20 protein-coding genes are annotated in these 23,451 nt (G+C 66.2%); 15 read left to right on the top strand and 5 right to left on the bottom strand.

All coding sequences use genetic code 11. The annotated features are described in order from the left end of the window. Window positions 1-12 precede the first annotated feature (12 nt). From W930_RS0103100 to W930_RS0103115, 4 genes are all read left to right on the top strand, one after another. A complete protein-coding gene (locus tag W930_RS0103100; protein WP_080685173.1) occupies window positions 13-1,506 on the top strand; it encodes an SLC13 family permease in 1,494 nt (497 codons plus the stop codon). Window positions 1,507-1,909: 403 nt separating this feature from the next. Then, complete coding sequence (locus W930_RS25875; protein WP_023872423.1) at window positions 1,910-3,223, top strand: glycosyltransferase family 87 protein; 1,314 nt, start codon at window positions 1,910-1,912, stop codon at window positions 3,221-3,223. Continuing rightward, window positions 3,220-4,377, top strand: a complete 1,158-nt coding sequence (locus W930_RS0103110; RefSeq protein WP_023594007.1) for a glycosyltransferase family 2 protein — start codon at window positions 3,220-3,222, stop codon at window positions 4,375-4,377. Before W930_RS25875 ends, W930_RS0103110 begins: the two co-directional genes overlap by 4 nt. Window positions 4,378-4,650: 273 nt before the next feature. Beyond that, window positions 4,651-7,092 carry a penicillin acylase family protein gene (locus tag W930_RS0103115; RefSeq protein ID WP_023872424.1) on the top strand — a complete coding sequence of 814 codons (2,442 nt, stop codon included), beginning with the start codon at window positions 4,651-4,653 and terminating at the stop codon, window positions 7,090-7,092. Between the two features lie 44 nt (window positions 7,093-7,136). On the opposite strand, the gene W930_RS25880 is transcribed toward W930_RS0103115, so the two are convergent. From W930_RS25880 to W930_RS0103130, 3 genes are all read right to left on the bottom strand, one after another. Continuing rightward, entirely contained in the window at window positions 7,137-8,636 is a 1,500-nt protein-coding gene (locus W930_RS25880; protein ID WP_023594005.1) for an MDR family MFS transporter, read from the bottom strand. Window positions 8,637-8,877: 241 nt separating this feature from the next. Further along, a complete protein-coding gene (locus tag W930_RS0103125; RefSeq protein WP_023594004.1) occupies window positions 8,878-9,126 on the bottom strand; it encodes a GlsB/YeaQ/YmgE family stress response membrane protein in 249 nt (82 codons plus the stop codon). A 22-nt stretch (window positions 9,127-9,148) separates the two neighbouring features. Beyond that, window positions 9,149-9,403: a GlsB/YeaQ/YmgE family stress response membrane protein gene (locus tag W930_RS0103130; protein WP_023594003.1), complete on the bottom strand. Its 255-nt coding sequence runs from the start codon at window positions 9,401-9,403 to the stop codon at window positions 9,149-9,151. Between the two features lie 307 nt (window positions 9,404-9,710). On the opposite strand from W930_RS0103130, the gene hemA reads away from it, so the two are divergent. The 11 genes from hemA to W930_RS25885 all read left to right on the top strand — a co-directional run bounded on the left by hemA (window position 9,711) and on the right by W930_RS25885 (window position 21,125). Next, entirely contained in the window at window positions 9,711-10,991 is a 1,281-nt protein-coding gene (hemA, locus tag W930_RS0103135) for a glutamyl-tRNA reductase (RefSeq protein ID WP_023872425.1), read from the top strand. Continuing rightward, window positions 10,992-12,074, top strand: coding sequence for a peptide chain release factor 1 (gene prfA / locus W930_RS0103140; protein ID WP_023594001.1), 1,083 nt, complete (start codon window positions 10,992-10,994; stop codon window positions 12,072-12,074). Then, window positions 12,074-12,949: a peptide chain release factor N(5)-glutamine methyltransferase gene (prmC, locus tag W930_RS0103145; RefSeq protein ID WP_023872426.1), complete on the top strand. Its 876-nt coding sequence runs from the start codon at window positions 12,074-12,076 to the stop codon at window positions 12,947-12,949. The genes prfA and prmC overlap by 1 nt, the downstream gene beginning before the upstream one ends. A gap of 79 nt (window positions 12,950-13,028) precedes the next feature. Continuing rightward, window positions 13,029-13,343, top strand: coding sequence for a Grx4 family monothiol glutaredoxin (gene grxD, locus W930_RS0103150; protein ID WP_023872427.1), 315 nt, complete (start codon window positions 13,029-13,031; stop codon window positions 13,341-13,343). A gap of 10 nt (window positions 13,344-13,353) precedes the next feature. Beyond that, window positions 13,354-13,980, top strand: coding sequence for a UbiX family flavin prenyltransferase (locus W930_RS0103155; RefSeq protein WP_023593998.1), 627 nt, complete (start codon window positions 13,354-13,356; stop codon window positions 13,978-13,980). Between the two features lie 273 nt (window positions 13,981-14,253). After that, on the top strand, window positions 14,254-14,547 hold the full coding sequence (locus W930_RS0103160; protein WP_023593997.1) for a hypothetical protein: 294 nt from the start codon (window positions 14,254-14,256) through the stop codon (window positions 14,545-14,547). 273 nt (window positions 14,548-14,820) lie between these two features. Continuing rightward, window positions 14,821-15,141 carry a hypothetical protein gene (locus tag W930_RS0103165; protein WP_023872428.1) on the top strand — a complete coding sequence of 107 codons (321 nt, stop codon included), beginning with the start codon at window positions 14,821-14,823 and terminating at the stop codon, window positions 15,139-15,141. A 981-nt stretch (window positions 15,142-16,122) separates the two neighbouring features. Beyond that, window positions 16,123-17,820, top strand: coding sequence for a methyl-accepting chemotaxis protein (locus W930_RS0103175; RefSeq protein ID WP_023872430.1), 1,698 nt, complete (start codon window positions 16,123-16,125; stop codon window positions 17,818-17,820). Window positions 17,821-17,930: 110 nt separating this feature from the next. Further along, a complete protein-coding gene (locus tag W930_RS0103180) occupies window positions 17,931-18,773 on the top strand; it encodes a protein-glutamate O-methyltransferase CheR (protein WP_023872431.1) in 843 nt (280 codons plus the stop codon). Continuing rightward, window positions 18,757-19,284: a chemotaxis protein CheD gene (locus W930_RS0103185; RefSeq protein WP_023593992.1), complete on the top strand. Its 528-nt coding sequence runs from the start codon at window positions 18,757-18,759 to the stop codon at window positions 19,282-19,284. Before W930_RS0103180 ends, W930_RS0103185 begins: the two co-directional genes overlap by 17 nt. Next, window positions 19,281-21,125, top strand: coding sequence for a chemotaxis protein CheW (locus W930_RS25885; RefSeq protein WP_023872432.1), 1,845 nt, complete (start codon window positions 19,281-19,283; stop codon window positions 21,123-21,125). The genes W930_RS0103185 and W930_RS25885 overlap by 4 nt, the downstream gene beginning before the upstream one ends. A 149-nt stretch (window positions 21,126-21,274) precedes the next feature. Here W930_RS25885 and W930_RS0103195 read toward each other — a convergent pair whose 3' ends face one another. After that, window positions 21,275-22,456, bottom strand: coding sequence for a patatin-like phospholipase family protein (locus W930_RS0103195; protein WP_024788429.1), 1,182 nt, complete (start codon window positions 22,454-22,456; stop codon window positions 21,275-21,277). A gap of 127 nt (window positions 22,457-22,583) precedes the next feature. Further along, window positions 22,584-23,369 (bottom strand): 3-hydroxybutyrate dehydrogenase, encoded by a 786-nt coding sequence (locus tag W930_RS0103200; protein ID WP_023872435.1) that lies wholly within the window; start codon window positions 23,367-23,369, stop codon window positions 22,584-22,586. Window positions 23,370-23,451 lie beyond the last annotated feature (82 nt).

A 23,451-nucleotide genomic window follows, 5' to 3' on the forward strand; every position in this document is an offset into this window, starting at 1 on the left:
CAGGTGACACCCATGCCTCCGGTCAGCGCCTCCTCGACCTCCTCGACCTCCTCGACCTCCTCGACCTCCTCGACCTCTCCGGCGTCGGCAACGCCCTCGGCCTCGCCCGGCGACGCTTTCTGCCGACGCCACCTCTGGCGCCACGCGCTGCTCGCCACGATGGCGGGCGTTGCCGGCATCGCGCTGTACGCCGCCGGCCTGCGCGGCGACGGGCTCGCTGTCGCCATCGTCGTTCTGCTCTGCCTGAGCTACTGGGCCACCGGATGGCTGCCGGATCTCCTCGTCTCCCTCCTCCTCATGTTCCTGCTCGCGACCTGCACGTCGTTCGGCGCGAACGTCGCGTTCTCCGGCTTCTCGTCCAGCGCGTTCTGGCTCGTCTTCAGCGGCGCCGTCATCGGCATGGCGCTCGGCACGACCGGCCTGGCCGAGCGCATCGCGTCACGTCTGGCCGACCACTGCGGCCACGCCTATGGCGCCGCGCTGGCCGGCTTCGTGACGATCGCCTTTCTTCTCGGCATCGTCATGCCGTCGACACTGGGGCGCATCGCCATCCTTACTCCCATCGTGCTCAGCTTCTGCGAACGCGTCGGACTCACAAGCGCACGGCCCGGGCGCATCGGACTCCTGCTCGCCACGGCGCTGGCCAGTTGCGAACTGACGAGCGCCGTGCTTCCCGCCAACCTTCCCAATCTCGTGATGGCAGGCACCGCCGAGACCGTGCTCGGGTGGCGCCTGAGCTACGGCGAATATTCGCTCGCGCTCATCCCCGCGCTCGCGGTGATGCGCGGCGTCGTGCTGATCGTCGTCGCCTTGTACCTCTTCCCGGATCGCCTGACGCCCACCCGCAGCGACGGAAACGGCGAAATTGCCGCCGCGCCCAGGGTCATGAGCCCCGGCGAGTGGCGGCTACTCGCCGCCCTGTCGGCCATGCTGTGTCTGTGGCTGACAGAGCCGTGGCACCACATCGCCGCCGGCTGGGTCGGCCTGGGGATCGCGCTGCTGTGCCTCGGCCCGCTGAGGCTGGTGAATCCCGACGCATTCCTCAGGCAGGTCAAACTCGCCCCGCTGTGGTTCGTCGCCGCCGTTATCGGACTGACCGCCGCCGTCGACCAGGCCGGACTGGCCAACGCATTGCGTCCCGCACTCATCCGCCTCGATCTTGCACAGATGTCGAGCTCGGCGGCGTACCTGGTCCTCGTCGCCCTGTCGATTTCGCTCACGTTTCTCGTCACGTCCAACGCCGCGCCGGCACTCTACACGCCACTGGTTCCCACCCTCGCCGCAGGCGCGCCGCTCGGCATGAAGGCGGTTCTGCTCACACAGGCCGTCGGCTTTTCCACTATCGCCCTGCCGTATCAGGCGCCGCCGCTGGTGCTCGCCATGGCGCTCGCGGGCATCGGCGTTCGCGACGCCACCCGATTCTGCGTCGCCACCGCCCTCCTCTCGCTTGTCACCGTGGTGCCGCTGAACACACTCTGGTGGCACGGCATCGGCCTCACCCGATAGCGACACGCGGCAAAGGGCCCTCCGGCTTTTCCCCTCCCCGCCTGCGGCGCCACACGCGCGGCACATTGCGCGCCGGCGTGCCTTGAATTTCCAGTTCAAACGCTGGTTTGCCACACCGTGGACCGGAACCCACGCGTCTTCCCCCTGGACATGACGCTTTGGAGGCCGTCTCGTCTAATATGAAAGTCAGGCGGGGCGCCGTGTCGGCGAGCATTTGCGTCGTCGCGAGACGCGCTCGCCCGATGCACCGGCCCGCTCGCCACACCGGGAATGTCCGGCTTGAGAAAACCGCTCCCATCCCGCGACAATCGTTGCGACCCGACGCACAACGCGTCGCATCGCTACCGGCGCAGTCATCGTTGTCGAACATCGTCATTTCATGCAGCCCACGGGAGGTTCTTGCATGGCATCGAAGTCGTCGGCCGTCGTTGAACTGACAACGCGCGAACCCCGGCATTGGTCCGACGATCGCGCCCGCATCCGCCTGTACAGCGGCGCGGCGGTTTTCATCGCGCTCGTCGTGCTCGGCGCCTGGGCCTATCGACGCTACGCCGTCTCACCACCGACGATCGGCCCCATCGGCCTCGACTTCCTGCCGTTCTGGGGTGCCTCCCATTTCGTGCTGCAAGGCCACGCGCTCGACGCCTACAACATCGACGTCATGTTCCGAGCCCAACTGGCCGCGGAGCCATGGGCGAGCCAGATGGGCGGCGTCATGCCGTGGCTGTACCCGCCCGTGATGATGATCCTGCTCGCGCCCGTCGCGCTCCTGCCCTTCACCTACGCGTACGCTGTCTATGCCGCCGTCGGCTTCGCGCTCTATTACGCCGCCCTGCGACGTACCGCACCATGGCGCGACGCCCGCCTGGCGATCGTCGGTTTCCCCGGCGTGCTGCTCGTGATCGTCGCCGGCCAGATCGCGCTGTACACCACCGCTCTGGCGGGCTTCTCGCTGGCACTGCTGCGCAAGCGGCCGGTCTGGGCGGGCGTGCTGGCCGGGCTGCTTTTCGTCAAGCCACACATTGCGATCCTGTTTCCGCTGGCATTTCTGTGCGCCCGCGCGTGGCGCGCGCTGGCCGCGTGCGTCGCAACCGTCGTCGCCACCACGGTGCTCGCCGCCGTCGTGTTCGGGCCCGAGGTGTATCCGACCTTCCTGCATGCCACGACCTTCGCGCGACAGAGCATCGTGGACGGCACCGCGCAGATCGCCCGCGTGCCAACGATCTTCGTGATGATGAAGATGCTTGGCGCGCCGCTCGTGGTGTCCGCCGTCGTGCATGGGATCGTCGCCCTGGGCGCCGTGGCGGTCATGATCGATTTCTGGCGCCGTCCGACCGCTTTTGCGCTACGCGCCGCCACGCTCTTGTGCGCAACCGCGCTCGTGAGCCCCTATCTGTACGACTACGATCTCGCGATCCTTGCGCTCGTCGTCGCGTGGTACGTGCGCGACGGCCTGTCGCGCGGCTGGCTGCGCGGCGAGCGCGAGTGGCTCGTCGTGCTGTGGCTCACGCCCTCGTTCGGACTGTTCGGTGTACTGCACATCGGCTTCCAGTTCATGCCGGTCATCCCGCTGCTCACGCTAGCGATGCTGTGGCGACGTCGCCGCTGCCTCGCGCACGTGCCCGACAGTGCCGATACGTCCAACGCCCGCGGCGCCCGGCCGGCCATCCTCGCCTGTCACCGGCCGTCCGGCGCCCCCGCGTACACGAGGTCATGACCATGTCGCGCGCCGCCAACCGCTCCGAACGCCGTTCCTCGCCGACGCTGCCTCTCTCGCCGACGTCCTCGGCCGCGTCCCGCACGCCGCTCGTCTCGCTCGTCGTGCCCTGCCACAACGAGGCCCCCGCGCTCGGCGCGTTCCATCGGGCCGTGTCGCAGGTCATCGACCACCTGCCAGGCGTACGTTTCGAGATCGTGTGCGTCAACGACGGCAGCACCGACGACACCCTGACCGAACTGCTGGCCCTGCGCCGTGCGGACGCGCGCATCCGCGTCATCGACTTCACCCGCAACTTCGGCAAGGAAGCCGCGTTGAGCGCGGGGATCGACGAAGCGCGCGGCGATGCCGTCATTCCCATCGACGCCGACCTCCAGGACCCGCCCGCGCTCATCCCGGTGATGATCGAGCGCTGGCGCAACGGTGCGGAAGTCGTACTGGCCAAGCGCACCAACCGGGCAAGCGACAGTCTCGCCAAACGCCTGGCCGCCGGTCTTTACTACCGCGTGCACAATCGCCTGTCGGAAGTGAAGCTGCCGGAGAACGTGGGCGATTTCCGCCTGATGGATCGCCGCGTGATCACGGCACTGAGACGCCTTCCCGAACGCCGCCGCTTCATGAAAGGACTGTTCGCCTGGGTCGGCTATCACACGGAAATCGTGGAATACACGCGTGATCCCCGGGCGGCCGGGGTATCCAAATTCTCCGGCTGGCGACTGTGGAATTTCGCGCTCGAAGGCATCACCAGTTTCAGCACCGTGCCGCTGCGGTGCTGGACCTACATCGGCGTCTCGCTCGCCCTGCTCTCGCTCGCGTACGGCAGCTACATCGTGTTACGCACGCTCGTTCACGGCATCGACGTGCCCGGCTACGCCTCGCTGCTCGTCGGCATCCTGTTCCTCGGCGGCATCCAGCTCGTGGGAATCGGCGTGATCGGCGAATACGTCGGACGCATCTACTACGAATCGAAGGGCCGCCCGTTGTATCTGGTGCGACGCCGCTATCAAACGAGTGTGAAGGTCAGCCACCTGCCGTCGCACGCTCCGCTACACGAGGCGGACGAGCGAACGACATCACCAAGGAAGGCGCTGCGCGCGCACGCCAACGGCGGCAAACCGATCGCCTCTCGCACGCGCCGGTTCATCGTCCGCTGACTCGCCGGGTCGCGCCGGACCGCCTCGCATTGCGCCCTCGATCGCATACGTCCCGGCGCGCATCGGCAACGTCCCCCTCCGCCCTTCCCCCGGTTCGACTGCCGACACCAACACCCGACCGGGCCCGCCCCGCCGATGCCGCACCCCGGAATTACAAAGATATTAAGAAAATTGTTCCATTCCCCGGAATAGGTCTTGCATGCCTGTACGATGCGTCTAGGATTGTGTTGTACTCCGCAATAACAATACCCGCCGGACAACAGGAGGAAGACAATGCAACGCCTCAACGCCACCCACGCCGCGAGCGTGCTCGCCCTGGCCATCACGACGTGGAGCGCGTCCGCGCACGCCGACACCGCGAACGGCACGCCGCCGCCGTCGCAGACGCTTACGGTCGCCGGTCTGTTGCAGCCGGCCGACATCCTGATCGACCATAACGGCGTCCCTCACATCTTCGCCGCCAACGAGCGTGACGGCTTCTTCGTACAGGGCTTCAACGCCGCGCGCGACCGGCTGTTCCAGATCGACCTGTGGCGACGTCGCGGCCTTGGCCAGTTGTCCGAAGTTTTCGGACGCGCTTACGTGGCGCAGGACGACGCCGCGCGTCGCTTCATCTATCGCGGCGACATGGCCACCGAATGGCGCCGCTACGGTCCCGACGCGAAACCCGCGGCCGAAGCGTTCGCAGCCGGGGTGAACGCCTACATCGACTGGCTCGCCGCGCACCCCGACCAGATGCCGTATGAGTTCCGCAAGGTAGGCTACTGGCCGGCGAAGTGGACGGCCGAGGACATCGTACGCATCCGGAGTCACGGGCTCACGCGCAACCTCAAGAGCGAAGTGGCGCGCGCGAAGGTCGTCTGCAAGGCGTCGCTGGACGCCGACGGCGTGCGCGTCGGCCTGCAACCCGCATGGAAGACCCAGGTCCCCGCGGGCCTCGACCCCTGCCTTCCCGACGATCTGCTCAAGGTCTTCGAGCTGGCCACCCAGGGCGTGAAGATCACGAAGGACTCGCTGCAGCGTGCCGACGCCGACGTGGTGCAGCTCGCCGGGAATGGACCTTACGACGTATCGACCGAATCGGCCGAGGGCAGCAACAACTGGGTGATTTCTCCGCAGAAGTCGTCGACGGGCCGCGCGATCATGGCCAACGACCCGCACCGCGCCTATGCCGCGCCAAGCCTGCGCTACATCGTGCAGGTGAGCACGCCCACGCTCGATCTGATCGGCGCCGGCGAGCCGGCCATCCCCGGCGTGGCGATCGGGCACAACGGCACCATCGCCTTCGGCCTCACGATCTTCAACATCGATCAGGAGGACCTGTACGTCTATGACCTGAATCCGGCCAACCCCGACCAGTATCGCTACCGAGGCAAATGGGTGCCGATGCGCACGGTGCACGAAGCGATCCCGGTACGCGACGGCCCCCCGGTACAGACGGACCTGAAGTTCACGAAGCACGGGCCGGTGATCCATGTCGACGCGGCCCGGCATCGCGCATATGCCGTTCGCACGGCCTGGCTCGAACCGGGCATGTCGCCATACTTCGATGCCATGCGCTACATGCGCGCGAAGAACTATGCCCAGTTCCAGACGGCGCTCGACACCTGGGGCGCGCCGACCGTCAACCAGGTCTACGCCGACGCCGCGGGCAACATCGGCTGGGTGCCGAGCGGCATGGCGCCGATCCGGCCGAACTGGGATGGCCTGATGCCCGTGCCCGGCGATGGGCGCTACGAATGGGCCGGCTTCTGGCGACGCGATCAACTGCCTTCGGCGTACAACCCGTCGAGCGGCTACTTCACGACGTCCAACGAAATGAACATGCCGCCCGGCTACCCGTACGCCGAACGCAAGCTCGGGTTCGAGTGGACCAACGGCTCGCGGCACGCGCGCATCGACGAAGTGCTCAAGGCGAAGGAGAAAGTGTCGCTGGAAGATTCGGAGCGGCTGCAGAACGACATCGTGTCGATTCCGGCGCGCCGTCTCGTGGCACTGCTCGCGCCGCTGTCGAGCGACGACCCGAACACGGCCGCCGCGCTGAAGCTGCTCAAGGGTTGGGATGCCCATATGGGTGCGGATTCGGCACCGGCCGCGCTGGAGGAGGTCTGGTTCAGCCGGCATCTCGGGCGCGCGTACAAGAACGCCGTGCTGCCCCGGACTGCCGCCGAGAGCTTCGGCGCTCCCGATCCGGCCGCCATGCTCGACGCCCTCGAGCAACCTGACGCCCGCTTCGGCGCGAACGCCGACGCCAAACGCAACGCCGTGCTGCTCTCGAGCCTGGGCGACGCATGGACCGAAATGGTGAAGCTCCAGGGCGCGGATCCGGGTGCATGGCGATGGGGCAAGCTTCAGACGAATCTGAACGCCCACCCCTTGGCCGACGCCGTGGACGCCGACATGCGCGCCAGGCTCAATGTCGGCCCGCTTCCGAAGGGCGGTAGCCCGTTCACGCCGAACCAGTCGACGTACCGCGTGAGCGACTTCCGCCAGACCAACGGTCCCTCGTTCCGGATCGTGGTCGACGTGGGCAACTGGGACAACACCCGCGCAATGAACCTGCCAGGCGAATCGGGCAACCCGGACAGCCCACACTATCGCGACCTTGCGCAGAAGTGGCTCGACGGCGAGTACTTCAAGTTGCCTTATTCACGTGCGGCGGTCGAGGCGGCCACCGAGTCGCGCCTGCATCTGGTGCCCGAGGCGTCGCGCTGAGACGGCGACGCGGTAACGCGTCGGCCGTTCGCGCCGCGAGCCGGTCAATGCCCGCCGGGCACGAACTCCGGCTTGTCGCGCTTGATGTTGCGCGAGCGGTCGACGGCGTTGGTCGGCACCAGCAGCAGCAACAGCACCACGCCGATCGAAATCGCCAGCATCGACAGGAACGTGAGGTGCAGCGAGTGATGCAGCACGGCGCGGATCGCCTGATCGGCCACCGTCGCCACGCCCCGGTCTTCGAGCACGTGACGCAATTGGTCCGACGTCACCGGCGCGAGCCCGTCCGAACGGGTCAGCCCGAAATTGAGGACGGCGCCGAACAGCGTCGCACCCAGGGTGCTGCCCAGATTGCGCGAGAAGATGTTCGACGCCGTGGCGCTGCCGCGCTGCGTCGGGTCGACCAGCTCCTGGATCAGCACGAGCGCGCTCACGCTGCCGGTGCCCATCGAAAAGCCCATCAGCAACGAGCCGAAGCCGGCGAGCAGCGGCGAACTGCTCGGCCCCAGTAGCGCAAAGACGAGCCCACCCACGGGCATGAGCAGGCTGCCGCCCACCAGAATGCGGCGCAGGCCGAAGCGCGTGAACGTCTTGGCGGCCACGGTCGAGCCAATCGGCCAGCCGACCATGATCATGGTGAGCGCCATGCCGGCCACGACCGGCGTCTGGCGCAACACGCCCTGCGCGTACATCGGCAGGAATGTCGTCAGGCCCATGAGTACCATGCCCGAGAGCAGCGTCGCGGCATTGGCCGCCGCAATCGGACGCCGGCTCCACAGCGCGAAGGAAATCATCGGGTCCCGGGCGCGTCGCTCCTGCCACACGAACAGCAGCGAGGCGATCAGGCACACGAGCACGCCGGCCCACACATGCGTGTCGGTGAACGCATTCGCATCGGTGAGTGCAATCATGAGCCCCGCCACCGCCACGGTGAAAAGCCCGGCGCCGAGTACGTCGATACTCGGACGCTGCCGCGGCGCATCCTCATGCAGGTGCAGGACGAAGCCCAGCGCCGCGAGCAGGCCGATGGGGATGTTGATCCAGAAGATCCACGCCCACGACAGGTCGCGGATGATGAGACCGCCGAGCATCGGGCCGAGCACCGCCGAAATGGCCCACACGCTCGCGAGGTAACCCTGCACCTTGCCGCGCTCGCTGATCGGGTAGTAGTCGGCAATGATGGTCAGGCTGACCGGCTGGATACAGGCCGCGCCCACGCCCTGCAACAGGCGAAAGGCGATCATGGCCGGCATGGACCACGCCAGCCCGCCACCGACCGACGCCATCAGGAAGATGGCGATGCCCGCGAGGATCACGGGTTTGCGGCCGTACAGATCGGCCAGCTTGCCGAACACCACGGTCATGGCCGTCTGCGCGAGCAGGAACGCGGAGAAGACCCAGCTATAGAGATTCAGGCCGCCGAGCTGGGCGACGATTTGCGGCATGGCCGTCGAGATGATCGTGGCTTCGATGGCAACCATGGAAGTCGCCGCCATGACGGAAGCCACAATGAATGGCCGCACGGATTTGCGTGTCGCAGACATGTGATTCTTGATTTTGGGGGATCGGGCGTACCAGCTTGCGAGGAGCGCCGCCACCCCCTGGCCGGGCGTGGCAGCCACGCCGGAGGACGGAAGACGGGGATCGAACGTGGCGGCGACGCCGCACGCGTAGTCAAGACGTCAAGACAATAGGGCCCAGGCGATGCCGACAAGCATAGCCGAATGCAGGAAAACGCGTGGGGCACGCCGCGAGACGTCCCGAATTCCGATAGCCGGGTGCGGCTTAACGCCGCACGGGTCGTACCAGCCGCAACAAGGCGAGCAGGACGATCGCGCCGATCGTCGCCGTGATGATCCGCCCGAGCGTGCCGTATCCCACCGCGATACCCAGATGGCGCAGCAACCAGCCGCCGATGAACGCCCCGATCACACCGACGACGATGTCGCCCACGAGACCGAGTCCTCCCCCAACCACCAGCCCCGCCAGCCAGCCGGCGACCAACCCCACGAGCAGGAGCACGAGAATATCCATGATCGGTCCGGCGGCGCGAACGTCAGGCCGTACGGCCGCGCTTGATGGCGCCGTAGATCACGAGCAGCACGATCGCGCCGATGATCGATGCGATCCAGCCGGCCGCCTGGCCTTCGGTGTAGATGTGGAGAATTTGCCCGACATACTTGGCGAGCAGCGCGCCCGCTATGCCGAGAATGATGGTCATGATGATGCCCATGCTGTCCCGCCCGGGATGCAGGGCGCGTGCAATGAGGCCAACGACCAGACCGACGACGATGGTGCCGATAATGCCCATGACGTGACTCCAATGACGGGAACCCGAACGCAGTATATCCCCGAATCCCAACCGTGCGCCGAGGTTTCGACAGGCGTGTCGCGGCACGCCGACGCAACGCCCAGGCTGCTGATATATCAGAATTTTCGCGGAGATGGGGCCGACGCACCCTATGTCGCTATGCCCGGTATAACCCGCGCCTATTTGTCAAAACCGGGCGTCTGCGCGATGATGGGTTACGCTGATCCAGTGCGCGGCGTACGGGGTGCGAACGAAACGGGCATCGCGTCGACGCGCTATAATCAGGGGCTATCGGATCCCCCACATCATGCAACTGCTCGCTCTCGGCCTGAATCACCACACGGCGCCCGTCTCGCTGCGCGAACGGGTGGCGTTTCCGTTCGAGCGGATCGAGCCGGCGTTGGCGGGGCTCAAGAGCCTGTGGACCGGTCGGTCGAGTGCCCCCGAGGCAGCCATCCTGTCCACGTGCAACCGCACCGAGATCTACTGCGTGACGGACGATACGGCCGCGCGCGAGCGCGCGGTGCACTGGCTCTCGCAATTCCACAATATTCCCGCCAGCGACCTCGCCCCCCATCTGTACGCCCTACCCCAGTCCGACGCGGTACGTCATGCGTTTCGCGTGGCGAGCGGCCTGGACTCGATGGTGCTCGGCGAGACACAGATTCTTGGCCAGTTGAAGGACGCCGTACGCACGGCTGCCGAGGCAGGCGCGCTCGGCACATATCTGAATCAGCTTTTCCAGCGTACGTTCGCGGTGGCCAAGGAAGTTCGCGGCCAGACGGAGATCGGCGCGCATTCGGTGTCGATGGCGGCTGCGGCCGTACGACTGGCCCAGCGCATTTTCGAGAGCATCAGTACGCAGAAGGTGCTTTTCATCGGCGCGGGAGAGATGATCGACCTGTGCGCGACGCACTTTGCCGCACAGAACCCGAAGGCGCTCTACATCGCCAACCGGACGGCCGAACGCGGCGAGAAGCTGGCCGAGCGTCTCGGCGGTACGGCGATCCGACTTTCGGAACTGCCGCAGCGCCTGCATGAATTCGATATCGTCGTGTCGTGCACGGCGAGCACGCTGCCGCTCATCGGCCTGGGCGCCGTGGAGCGCGCGATCAAGGCCCGCAAGCACAAGCCGATGTTCATGGTCGATCTCGCCGTGCCGCGCGACATCGAGCCGGAAGTCGGCCGTCTGACCGACGTCTTCCTGTACACCGTCGACGATCTCGGCGCGGTGGTGCGCGAAGGCAACGCGCTGCGTCAGGCCGCCGTGGCACAAGCCGAGGCGATCATCGAGACGCGCGTGCAGCACTTCATGCAATGGCTCGACGCGCGCAGCGTCGTGCCGGTCATCCGCGACATCCACGGCAGCGCCGAGGCCATGCGAGTGGCCGAACTCGAGCGTGCGCAACGCATGCTCGCGCGTGGCGACGATCCTGCCGCCGTGCTCGAAGCCCTGTCCCAGTCCCTCACCCGGAAGTTCCTGCACGGCCCGACGCACGCGCTCAATACGGCGCGCGGCGAGTCGCGCGAGCAAATCATCCACCTCATTCCCGAACTGTTCCGCACCTCGGGATCCGCCGAAAAATAGATGAAAGCGAGCATGCAAGCCAAGCTCGACCAGTTGACGCAACGTCTGGTCGAGCTTGATGGCCTATTGAGCCAGGGCGACGTTACCCGCGATCTGGACAACTACCGCAAGCTCACGCGAGAGCACGCCGAGCTCGCGCCGGTGGTCGAGCAGTACCAGCACTACCGCCAGGCAACCAACGACGTGGCGGCCGCGCAGGAAATGGCGCTCGACCCGGAGATGCGCGAATTCGCCGAAGACGAAGCCGCGAATGCCCGCGCGCGCATGGAGACGCTCGAAGGCACGTTGCAACGCATGCTGCTGCCGCGCGATCCCAACGACGACCGCAACATCTTCCTCGAAATCCGCGCCGGTACCGGCGGCGACGAGTCGGCCCTCTTCGCGGGCGACCTCCTGCGCATGTACACGCGCTACGCCGAGCGCCAGCGCTGGCAGGTCGAGATCATGTCGGCCAGCGAATCGGATCTGGGCGGTTACAAGGAAGTGATCGTGCGCATCATCGGCCAGGGCGCCTACTCCCGACTGAAGTTCGAGTCGGGCGGGCACCGTGTGCAGCGCGTACCCGCCACCGAGACGCAGGGCCGCATCCACACCTCCGCGTGCACGGTCGCCGTGATGCCGGAGGCGGACGATGTCGCCGATGTCGAGATCAACCCGGCCGATATCCGCATCGACACCTTCCGCGCGTCGGGTGCGGGCGGCCAGCACGTCAACAAGACCGATTCGGCGGTGCGTATCACGCACATGCCCACGGGCATCGTGGTCGAGTGCCAGGACGATCGCTCGCAGCACCGCAACAAGGACAAGGCGCTCAAGGTGCTTGCCGCGCGCATCAAGGACGCCCAGATGCGCGCCCAGCAGGCCAAGGAAGCCGCCACCCGCAAGAGCCTGATCGGCTCGGGCGACCGATCCGAGCGCATTCGCACGTACAACTTCCCCCAGGGCCGGATGACGGACCACCGCATCAACCTCACGCTCTACAAGCTCGAGTACATCATGGACGGCGATCTGGACGAAATGATCAACGCCCTGGTGACCGAACACCAGGCCGAGTTGCTGGCGTCGCTGGGCGAGGCGGCGTGATGTCGCAAGGTGCGCCGGACACCGCCAGGGAAACGGCCAGCGCGCCGCCGGAGGCGACCGTCGCGCAGTTGCTGCGCGAGCCGGGACTGCCGCCGTCGGAGTCGCGCATTCTGCTCTCGCACGTCCTTGGATGGAGTCGCACGCAACTCATCACCCGCGATCGCGAACCGCTCGCGCCGCAGACGGTTGCCGCCTACCGCGTGCTCCAGGCGCGCCGCGTGGCGGGCGAGCCCATTGCGTATCTGACCGGCACGCGTGAATTCTTCGGACTGACGCTCTCGGTCAGCCCGTCGGTACTCATTCCCCGGCCCGAGACCGAACTGCTGGTGGAACTGGCGCTCGCGCGACTCGAAGGCCGGCGCTCGCCGCGCGTGCTCGACCTGGGCACCGGCAGCGGCGCCATTGCACTGGCCATCGCCCACAGCCGTCCCGACGCCCGGGTGATCGCGCTCGACCGCTCGGCCGACGCGCTCGCCGTGGCGCAAGCGAATGCCCGTCAGCTTGGCCTGGACGCCCGGGTACAGTTTGTCGAGAGCGACTGGTACGCCGGCCTGCCGTCGCAGAGCGCGCCGTTCGACATCATCGTCTCCAATCCGCCGTACATCGTGGCGGGCGACGAACACCTCTGCCAGGGCGACCTGCGGTTCGAACCGGTCGATGCCCTGACCGATCACGCCGACGGCCTCGCCGCGCTGCGCACCATCGTGGCCGGCGCGCCGTCCCGACTGCTGCCGCAAAGCTGGCTGCTGTGCGAGCATGGTTATCATCAGGCGGCCGACGTGCGCGACCTCTGCGTGGCGGCGGGTTTCGTGGACGTCGTCTCCGAGCGCGACCTCGCGGGGATCGAGCGCACCACGGGCGGACGGCGCCTCTGAGCGCCACCGACGGACGCGGCGGAAAACCGCTAAAATGCCGGATACGCCGACTTTCCGGCATCCCAACGGGCTTTCCACCATGACCACCCAGCAACGCATTCAGCAAATCGTCACCGATCATCCCGTCGTGCTCTTCATGAAGGGCAACGCACAATTCCCGATGTGCGGCTTCTCGGGCCGCGCCATTCAGATCCTGAAGGCCTGCGGCGTCGATGACCTGTTCACGGTCGACGTGCTCCAGGACGAGGAAATCCGCCAGGGCGTGAAGGAATTCGCCAACTGGCCGACGATTCCCCAGCTCTACATCAAGGGCGAGTTCATCGGCGGCTCGGACATCATGATGGAGATGTACCAGAGCGGAGAACTCAAGCAGGTGCTCGCCGAACTCGCGTAAGCGACCTTCGATGACGGTGTCGACAGGCGCCTCGCGCGCCGCGCACGGCGGCCGTCCCGTGCGCCTGATCGTGGCGATCACGGGGGCGACGGGGGCCATCTACGGTGTGCGGCTGCTCCAGCGCCTGCGGGCCATGGGCGGAGTCGAGACACATCTGCTCGTCTCGGGCGCCGGCTGGCTCACGCTGCGGCACGAACTCGGCATGGATCGCGCCGACGTGCAGGCGCTGGCCGATCAGTACCACAGCGTGCGCGAGATCGGGGCGAACATCGCCAGCGGATCGTTCGCCACGGCGGGCATGGTGGTGGCGCCGTGTTCGATGAAGACGCTCGCCAGCGTGGCGCACGGCCTGTCGGACAACCTGATCGCGCGCGCGGCCGACGTCACGCTCAAGGAGCGCCGCCGCCTCGTGTTGATGGTGCGCGAAACGCCGTTCAATCTCGCGCATCTGCGCAACATGACGGCCGTCACGGAAATGGGCGGCATCGTCTATCCACCGCTGCCTGCCTTCTACAACCGTCCCGAGTCGATCGACGCCATGGTCGACGACACCGTCGATCGGATCATCGACCTGTTCGGCGTCGCACCGCCCGTATCCACCAGCTGGGACGGCCTCGGCAAGGACGCCGAAGCCTGAGTCGCACCGACCCGGCGTTGCAGCGTATCGAGTGCCCCCTGCCCTTGCCCGGCCGCCGACTCGGGAGTCTGCACGCATGGCGCCAAGCGTGATGTCGTTCGGATCGCGCAGACAGACGTGCTCGCCATCGCCATGCCGTTCGACCGTTCGACCGTTCCACGGCGAACGGCACGTCATGCGACTCGGAGCGCATGGACTATAGTAGAAACGCCACACTTTGCGCGCCAGGCCGCGTTCCCCCGTGGTGTGACATGTTGGTGACCGGAGTTCGTCATGGAGACCGCCCTCTCGCCCCTCGCCGTCTACGCCGTTGTAACGCTGGTATTCGTCATGCTGGTCCTCGTCGTGCCCGCCGGCGCCCGTTGGCGTCAGGTCGCATGGCCCGCCTCGGTGCCTCCGCTCTCGCCACACCGGCCGGGCGATCTGCTCGGCGCACCACGCACCCCTTACTGGCGCTCGCCACACGACACGCAAGACCTGCGTCGTCCTTCGTACTTCGCGACATCGGCGCGCCGGGGACAACGCCCCGCCAGCTTTCTCGCGCCGCGCGACCACGATCGGCGCTGACGCCGGGGCGCGGCCCTCAGCCAGCGGTGCCCCGCAGGCTCATGGGGCAACCGATTCGTCGGGCGAATCGCAGGGGTGCCCTGCCGCCGCATCGTGCCTCGTCCGCCGTCCTGGTGACGTGGGTCCAGCGCTTCCTTACGCCTTGTTACATCTGTAGTGCGACCGTAGCACCGGTGCGCACACGCGATCCGTAAAATCACGTTCACGGATCGCGCTTCGCGGCGCATCGCATCGCGGCGATGCCCGGCGAAGCGCAGATGACAAGGAGATCAGATGCAAGGCAAATTCTGGATCATGACGGCAACTGCCACGGGAATGGCCGCGACGCTCATCTCGGGCAGCGCCTTCGCGCGCACCGACGTCTCGGTCAACATCGGCATCCCCGGCCCGGCCATCATCGCACCGGGCCCGGTCTACGCGCCGCCGCCCGTCTATGCGGCTCCGGCGCCGATGATGGTGGCCCCGCCGCCGCCCGTCTACTATGGCCCGCCGCCGCGTTATTGGCGCGGCCCACCGCCGGGACACTGGCGTCACCACGGCGGCTGGGATCGTCGCGATTACGGCCGCGGACGCGGCTGGGACCATCGCCGCTGAGCCCGACCGAGCCCGACCGAGCCGGACCGAGCCCGAGTCGAAAATAAAGCCCCGCAGGGAGCCAACCCGCGGGGCTTTTTCATGAATTGCGCGCCATTCATCAGCAGCTCGCATACCGCATCATTCAAGATTCGATGACGCCGCCGATTTCACTGCTCACTCGCATTGCCAATCAATAGCGATAACAGCACGGATGTCCGTAATATCCACCGTAATAGGGGCGCGCGGGAACGACGACGCAGCCGGCGAGCGTGGCGGCGAGCAAGGCAGCGACAAGCAATTTCATGATCTGACTCCTGAGAGAGGACGCGAATCGGGAACGTGAATTCGTTCGCTTTCTTTATATCGCCGCCCCCGCGCGAAGCCCATCACGCGTCTGTAAGCCGTGTAAGCGAAGGTTGCCAAACGAGGCATGTGTCGCACTTTGTTACGTAACGTCGATCGCCCGTGGCCGTAACATGCGCGCATGTATCACCGGCGAGGCCAGCAACGACGCGGGTTGGCAACGTCCGCGCATCTGGCACGCGGCTTGCGTCGTCAACGACGTCGCCCTTTCAATTGCCCCGAAGAGTGCGACTTTGCGTACACGCCTCCTCCCGTCGCCAACGCGGGAGGAGGTCTTTTTCTCCCTCCTTCCGATTCAATGTCGAGATGAATTCCGACATCGGGTCGCGACCGATTCCTGCACCGTTTGCGTGCGGATTTCATTTCATTTGAGCGTTTGAAATGTATTGACGCTATAACAGCGTCGACTTCACGCGTGGTTCATTTATCTTTAAAGCCTTGTTACGCGCGGCTTTCACGGTACTTCCCGAATTCGGGTGAAAAACCACATTCGGGTACGTACTGATCTCAAGTTGACTTTCGCACTGTCGTAATCGCGTCTATAGAGGACTGCGTTTCGGGGGCCGGTGTGCGCAGGTTTTCTTTCGTGACGGTCGCACGACACGCGCCGGGGCAAGCGTATCAAGGGGGAAAGTCATGGAAATCGCCACGCCTGAACTCCAGATGGAGCAACAGGAACTGCAGGCCGTCAGCGCAGCGCTCAATCGGGTGCAGGCCGTTATCGAATTCGATCTGCAGGGCCGCATCCTGCATGCCAACGAGAATTTTCTCCGGACCGTGGGCTATCGGCTCGACGAGATCCAGGGGCAGCATCACCGCATGTTCTGCGAACCGGCCTATGCGGCATCGCCTGCCTATCAGGCGTTCTGGGCCAAGCTCGGCAACGGCGAGTTCGACAGTGGCGAATACAAGCGCATCGGCAAAGGTGGGCGCGAGGTGTGGATTCGCGCTTCATACAACCCGGTGCTCGATGCCAACGGCACGCCCTACAAGGTCATCAAGTTCGCGACCGACATTACCGAAGAGCGCGGCCGTCAGGCGGAATTCGAGAGCAAGGTCAGGGCCATGGACCTCGCGCAGGCGGTGATCGAATTCAATCTCGACGGCACGGTCATCACGGCCAACGACAACTTCCTGAAAACGCTCGGCTACTCGCTCGACGACATTCGCGGCCAGCACCATCGCATGTTCTGCGAACCGGATTACGTCACCTCGCCCGCATACCAGGATTTCTGGGCCAAGCTCAATCGCGGGGAGTTCGATGCGGGACGCTACAAGCGGCTCGGGCGCGGCGCTCGCGAAGTCTGGATTCAGGCGACTTACAACCCGATCCTCGACGCGAACGGCCGCCCTTACAAGGTGGTGAAATTCGCCACCGACATTACCCAGCAGGTCGAACTCGAAGCCAGCGTGAAGCGGCGCGCGGAAGACGATCAGCGCAAGGTCGCGCAGCTGCTCGACACCGTCAATCGAGCGGCCGCCGGCGACCTGACGGGCGAAATCGCCGTTGCGGGCACCGACCCGATCGATCAGTTGGCCGATGGCATCCGGCACATGATGGACGACCTGCGCGGCGTGATCGGCAAGGTCGTCAATTCGGCCGGCGAATTCTCCGGCGCATCGCATGACATTGCCGAGCGCGCCAACACAGTGGCGACCGGGGCTCAGGCACTCGGCGCGACGGTCGAAGAGATGAATGCGTCGATCGAGGAACTGACGGCGTCGATCAACTCGATCGCCGACAACACCAAGGGCGCCGATCAGCTCGCCAAGTCCACGCAGCAGGAAGCCGAGACCGGCGCGCGCGCCATCGCCCGCTCTGTCGAGGCGATGGAACTGATCAACAAGTCCTCGGAGGACATCGGCGAGATCGTGAAAGTCATCGGCGAGATTGCCGGGCAGACCAATCTGCTCGCGTTCAACGCGGCCATCGAGGCGGCGCGCGCAGGCGAACACGGCCTGGGCTTCTCGGTGGTGGCCGACGAAGTCCGCAAGCTCGCCGAGCGCTCGTCGCAGGCGACCAAAGAGATTTCCAAGCTGATCAACGAGTCCACCAAGCGCGTGGCCCAGGGCAGCGAGGTGTCGCGCCAGGCGGGCGAAGCCTTCGAGAAGATCGTGGGTGGCGTGTCCCGCACCACGCAGGCGATCTCCGAGATTTCTTGCGCGGCCGACGAACAGCTCGTGGCCGCGCGCGAAGTCAGCCTCGCGATTCAGCACGTCGCCGAGGAAACGGAGAAGTCCGCCGCTGCCTGCGAGACCATCGCTCAGGCGACGACTGGCCTCAATCAGGGAGCACAGGAGCTCGACCGGACGGTGTCGCGGTTCAAGGTGTAAGCGTCAAGCGCCATTCGGCCGCCATCCGGCATACGCCATGCCGCGGCCTGCATCTGCCTGGCGCGTGATTGCGAAGCGCGCCGGATCTCACGTCCACCCGGAGGCACGCCATGGAAATCGAAGCCGACGCCGATCCCGGTACGCAGCAGGCGCTCTTGCGCGCCGTGCACCGGCACACCGGCATCTCGATGAACGAGAAGAAGTGGACGATGCTGCAAGGCCGCCTGCGCCCGCGCCTGCGCACGCTCTCGCTGCGCTGCTATCGCGACTATCTCGCGCTGCTGGAAAACACACCCGACGAAGTCCGCAACTTCGTGAATCTGGTCACGACCAACGAGACCACGTTCTTTCGCACGCCACGCGTGTGGGACTACTTCGCCCAGCACTTCCTGCCGCGCTGGCACGCGGCGCACCCGGGACGGACGTTGCGCATGTGGTCGGCCGCCGCGTCGTCCGGCGAAGAAGCTTATTCGGCGGCCATGCTCTGCGAGGAATTCCGTGCGCGTCACCCCGGCTTTCAGTACCAGATCCATGCGACCGACATCTCCAGTCAGGTGCTGGCCGCGGCCATGGCGGGTACCTATGGCGGGCGCAGCATCGACGCGCTGCGCCAACAGCGCCCGGCGATGCTCGCGAAGTACTTCCGCCCGGTCGAGGGCGGGTTCGCGATCGCGCCGGAGTTGCGCGCGCACGTCACGTTCGCCGAACACAATCTGTACCAACGACTGACGTATCGCGAAGCGTTCGATTTCGTCATGCTGCGCAACGTGCTGATCTATTTCGAGACAGGCGATCAGGAGCGCGTTCTCGAGAACGTGCGACGAACCATCGCCGCTGACGGCGTGCTGGTCGTCGGGGAGTCGGAGTCGCTCGCGCGGTTGTCGACAGGCTATCAGTTCGAACAACCGCTCATTTACCGGAATCAGGGGGCGCCGAATGGGGTCGTCGCATGATATTCAGGTGTTGATGGGCGAGGTGCGTATCGGGCGCGGCGAAGATGTGCTGCGCGCCATCCTCGGCTCGTGCGTCGGTATCGGTCTTCTATGGCGCGCGCGAGGCCTGTATGGCCTGGCGCACTGCCTCCTGCCGGAAGCGCCGACGCCCACGCTCGCGATCGGCGCCAAGTACGTCACGCAAGCCGTCCCGTCGCTGCTCGCGCTGATGAAAGCCGACGGCGCGCGCCGCAGCGAGATCGAAGCCGTGATCGCCGGGGGCGGCAACATGATGCCGCACCAGCCGCCCGCCAGGCATGGCCTGATCGGCGTGGCTAACGCCAGGATGGCGCAGGCGCTGATCGCCGCAACGGGCATCCCCATCATTCATGTCGAAGTCGGCGGCGAAGTGGGGCGGCAATTGACGATCGATTGCGCGCATCACGCCTTTCACGTGCGCGCGATCGGCTCGAACGGCAGCGCGGCGGTGCCTCGCCGCCCGGCGCTCCGACTCGTGGAAGGCGAATCATGAACGCACGCACACCGGGATTTCCGTTTCTGTCTCGCGACGCCGTGACCGGCCCCTCAGTGCTGCCCTCGACCGTGCCGCCCGCCGTCTCGCTTTACGAAGGCTATGGCGCTTACCGCGGTGCGCCTCGCGCAGGCATCGCCGCCGAGGCACCGGTGACGCCCGCCGCGCCGCACATGAGCATCGACTCGGCCGCCTCCATCGCTCCCACCGCGCCCGCCATCGAAACGCCGGCATCGCGCAAGGCAACGTCCGACGACGTCGAAGTCTTCGGCTCGTTCCATTTGGGCGATGTGGAATTCGCGCTCCCGATCGCCGCCCTGCAGGAGGTGGTGAACTACCCCGAGCGTGTCACCCCGGTACCGCTCTCGCCATCGTTCCTGCTCGGGCTGTTCAATTTGCGCGGCACGCTGATTCCCATCGTCGATCTCAAGCCCCTGCTGGACATGGTCCCTTGCGCGCCCGACGCCGAACCGCAGGCGCACGCAGCGCATGCGTCGCAAGGGTCGCATGAGCTACAGGCGTTGCCCACAATGCGGGCCGTGCACGGCAAGATCGCGATCGTCGACGTCGACGGCGTGCGCGTGGGCCTGTTGTTCGACGCGACGAGCGAGATCCTGCGTGTGCGCGCCTCGCAGCGCACCGGTTTCGAGTACGCGCCGTCGCACACGGCACCTCAGGTCGTCGCCGGCGCGATCAAGCTCGACGACGGCGACCGCATCCTGCAGATTCTCTCGCCAGGTGCGCTCGTGCACATCCGCAACATGCCGCAGTTGCTCGCCCGCCAGGCGCTCTCGGCGCCTCAGCGTCGGCTGCAACGTCAGCGGCTGCAATGCGTGTCCTTCACGGTCGAGCACTCGCGCCTCGCGCTGCCGATGAGCGCCATTCGCGAGATCATCCGCATTCCGGCGCTCCAGAACTCCGCGCTGGCGAGTGTGTTCTGCGTGGGCATGCTCAACCTGCGCGGCACCGTGGTTCCGGTCGTCGACTTCGCCCATTTCCTCGGCTTGCAGGCCAACCGCCCGGACGCCGGGACCGTGGGCACGCCGTCCGACCCGCGTCGCATTCTGATCGTCAAGCAGGAAGACGTGCATTTCGGCCTGCTCGTGGATGCGGTGGACAGCATCGTCACATACTACGCCGACGAACTGCTCGCGATGCCCTCGTTCAGCGCCTCGCACGCCCAGCTCTTTTCGGGCTGCATCGCCCGCGAGTCGGCCGACGACATCGTGCTGCTCAACGCCGACGAACTGTTCACGCATGCGCAGGTGATCGAGCTCACACGCGGCCATCGGGAGCTGTACCGTGAAGCGCCAGGCGCGCAGCGCGCCGGGTCGGCCGACGGGGCATGGCGGACAGCGAAGTCGTCGCGCGGTTCACGGCACGCCTACGTATCGTTCCGACTTCAGCACATGCTCGCGGTGCGACTCGACCAGTTGCGCGAGATCATCCACGACTCGCCCGATGTCATGCCCGCGCCCGGCGCGCCGTCGTTCGTGCGCGGCATGCTCAACCTGCGCCGCGAACTCATCACCATCGTCGACCTGCGCGCGCTCTACGGCATGCCGCCGCACGACGACGCGCACACGCGCAAGATCCTCGTCATCGAACATGGCCACGACAAGTTCGGGCTGCTCGTCGACGCCATCGAGAACATCGTCACACTCGATGAAGCCGACAAGTTGCCCGTCCCTGCCTTGCTGCTCGGGCGCGCGACGAACGAGATGCGCAACGACATGCGCGAAGCCGTGGAGCTGCCCGCCGCCGACGGCTCGGCGCGCACGGCCATGCTCCTCGACCTGCAACCGCTGAAGCTGCGACTGGAGGCGGCATTGGCGCAGTGAGGAGACGGTTCATTGAAGTGCCGGCGATTCGCGAGCGCCGGTCGCAGGGCCCTGCGGCGTGTCGGGGGGCACGCCGCAGGGGTGGTATGTCGGGGAATCGGATGAGGGCGGCTGACGGCGGCTGACGGCCGAAACGTGACGCGGCCGCGTCAGACCACTTCGTGGCGATGGATGTCGTGCGTGACGAAGCCGGTGGACTCGCCGGGCATGGCCAGCCACTCGGGATGCGAGAGCGTGCGTCGCACGTCGTCCAGCCCGCTCGCCCAGTGATCGAGCATGGTGGCCAGGCCGAACTGATAGTCCTTGTAGTGTCCCTCGTACTCCTTGTTGCGATAAATGAGCTGCACCACGTTGTATCGCTTGCTGCACGCAATCTCCTCGGCCGCGTGACACCATGGGTCGCGTGCACGCACCTCGGCCGGCACGCGCTCGAGCACCTCGCGCAGCACGCGTCGAAAATGTTGTGCACGCTGCAGATTGTCGGTCACCAGGCGCGTCCTGCTCGAGAACTGGATGTCCTTTTGCCGATCCGCCACATCGTTCAGATTGTCGGGGAGCGGTCCGCGAGCGCTCCACAAATCGACCTGGAACGCGAGCGTATCGCGACGCGGCGACGTGCCGAGCACTTCGGACAGCGGCGTGTTCGAGACCAGACCGCCGTCCCAGAAATACTGACCGTCGATCTCCACCGCCGGAAAACCGGGCGGCAGCGCGCCGGACGCCATGAAGTGCTCCGGCCGCAGCACTTCCCGCGTGTTGTCGAAATAGACGAAGTTGCCCGTATGGACGTTGACGGCGCCCACCGACACGCGAATCTCTCGCGAATTGATCCGGTCGAAGTCGACGAAACGCTCCAGGGTGCTGCGTAGCGCGGACGTATCGTAGTAACTCGCATGGGCCGGGTCGCCCATGGCGGTGGGCAGCGGCTGCGGCCAACGCGGCGTGAAGAATCCCTTCTGGCCTTCGATCAGCGCACGCCACGCCTGCCAGGCGCTGTAGGCGATGCGCCCGGACTCGGGGCCATTGAGGATGGCGGCCTCCAGCGGCACGGGCAGCGGCGGGAACACCCCCGGCTCGCAAATCGTTCGCCAGAAAGCTTCGAGCTGCGCCACGCGCCGCTCGGGCGCATTGCCCGCAATGACGGCCGTATTGAGCGCGCCAATGGAAATGCCCGCGATCCAGTTCGGCGCGATGCCCGCTTCGGACAGCCCCGCGTACACCCCCGCCTGATACGCCCCGAGCGCGCCGCCGCCCTGCAGCACGAGCGCGACGGTCTCATATGGCGGCAGATCGATGGCGCGGTTGGGGACTTTCGGCGGATTGGCCGTCATGTTCGTTCTCCTGATGCCCGGCATTGCCCGGCAATTGCCTGACGAAACCGGCGGTGCGGACGAAGTACCGGTCGAGGACCGACCGGATACCGGGCGCGCGCCGGCGCGAGGCCGACGCGCCACGTGCTTACTGCATGAACCAGCCGTGGCTCACCACGAACGACTGACCGGTAAACGCGGCCGTCGGGAACGTGCTGAGGAAGAGCGCGGTTTGCGCGACGTCGTCCACCGTGGTGAACACACCGTCGACGGTGCCGCCGAGCATGACCTTCTTGACGACCTCGTCTTCCGGGATGCCCAACTCCTTTGCCTGTTCGGGAATCTGCTTGTCGACGAGCGGGGTGCGCACGAAGCCCGGACAGATGACGTGCGAGCGCACATTGTGCTTCGCGCCTTCCTTGGCCAGCACGCGCGCCAGGCCGAGCAGGGCGTGCTTGGCCGCCACGTAGGCGGACTTCAGCGGCGACGCCTCGTGCGAGTGCACCGAACCCATGTAGATGACGATGCCGCCCCGGTCGTCCTTGTACATGTGCTTGAGCGCCGCCTTGGTGGTGAGAAACGCACCATCGACGTGGATGGCCTGCATTTTCTTCCAGTCGGAGAACGCATAGTTCTCGATGGGGTTGACGATCTGGATGCCGGCGTTCGAAATCAGGATGTCGACCGAACCGAAGGTGTCCGCCACCTTGTCGATGCCACTGTTCACGGCGTCTTCGTTCGTCACGTCCATCGCCACGCCCATCGCGCGTCCGCCTGCGGCCTTGATCTCTTCGGCCACGGCGTCGGCGCCCTGCTGGTTCAGATCGGCGATCGCCACTGCCGCGCCGGCACGCGCGAGCGTGAGGGCGATTTCCTTGCCGATGCCGCTCGCGGCACCGGTGACCACGGCGACCTTTCCATTCAACTGATTCACTGGCTGGCTCATTTGCACACTCCTGATTCGTCAAGATGGCGGGTCATGCGATGCGATTGTGGCCTGCATCGGCACGGCTCGT

This window comes from Pandoraea sp. E26 (genome assembly GCF_000681415.1).
In the GTDB taxonomy this organism is placed as follows: domain Bacteria; phylum Pseudomonadota; class Gammaproteobacteria; order Burkholderiales; family Burkholderiaceae; genus Pandoraea; species Pandoraea pnomenusa.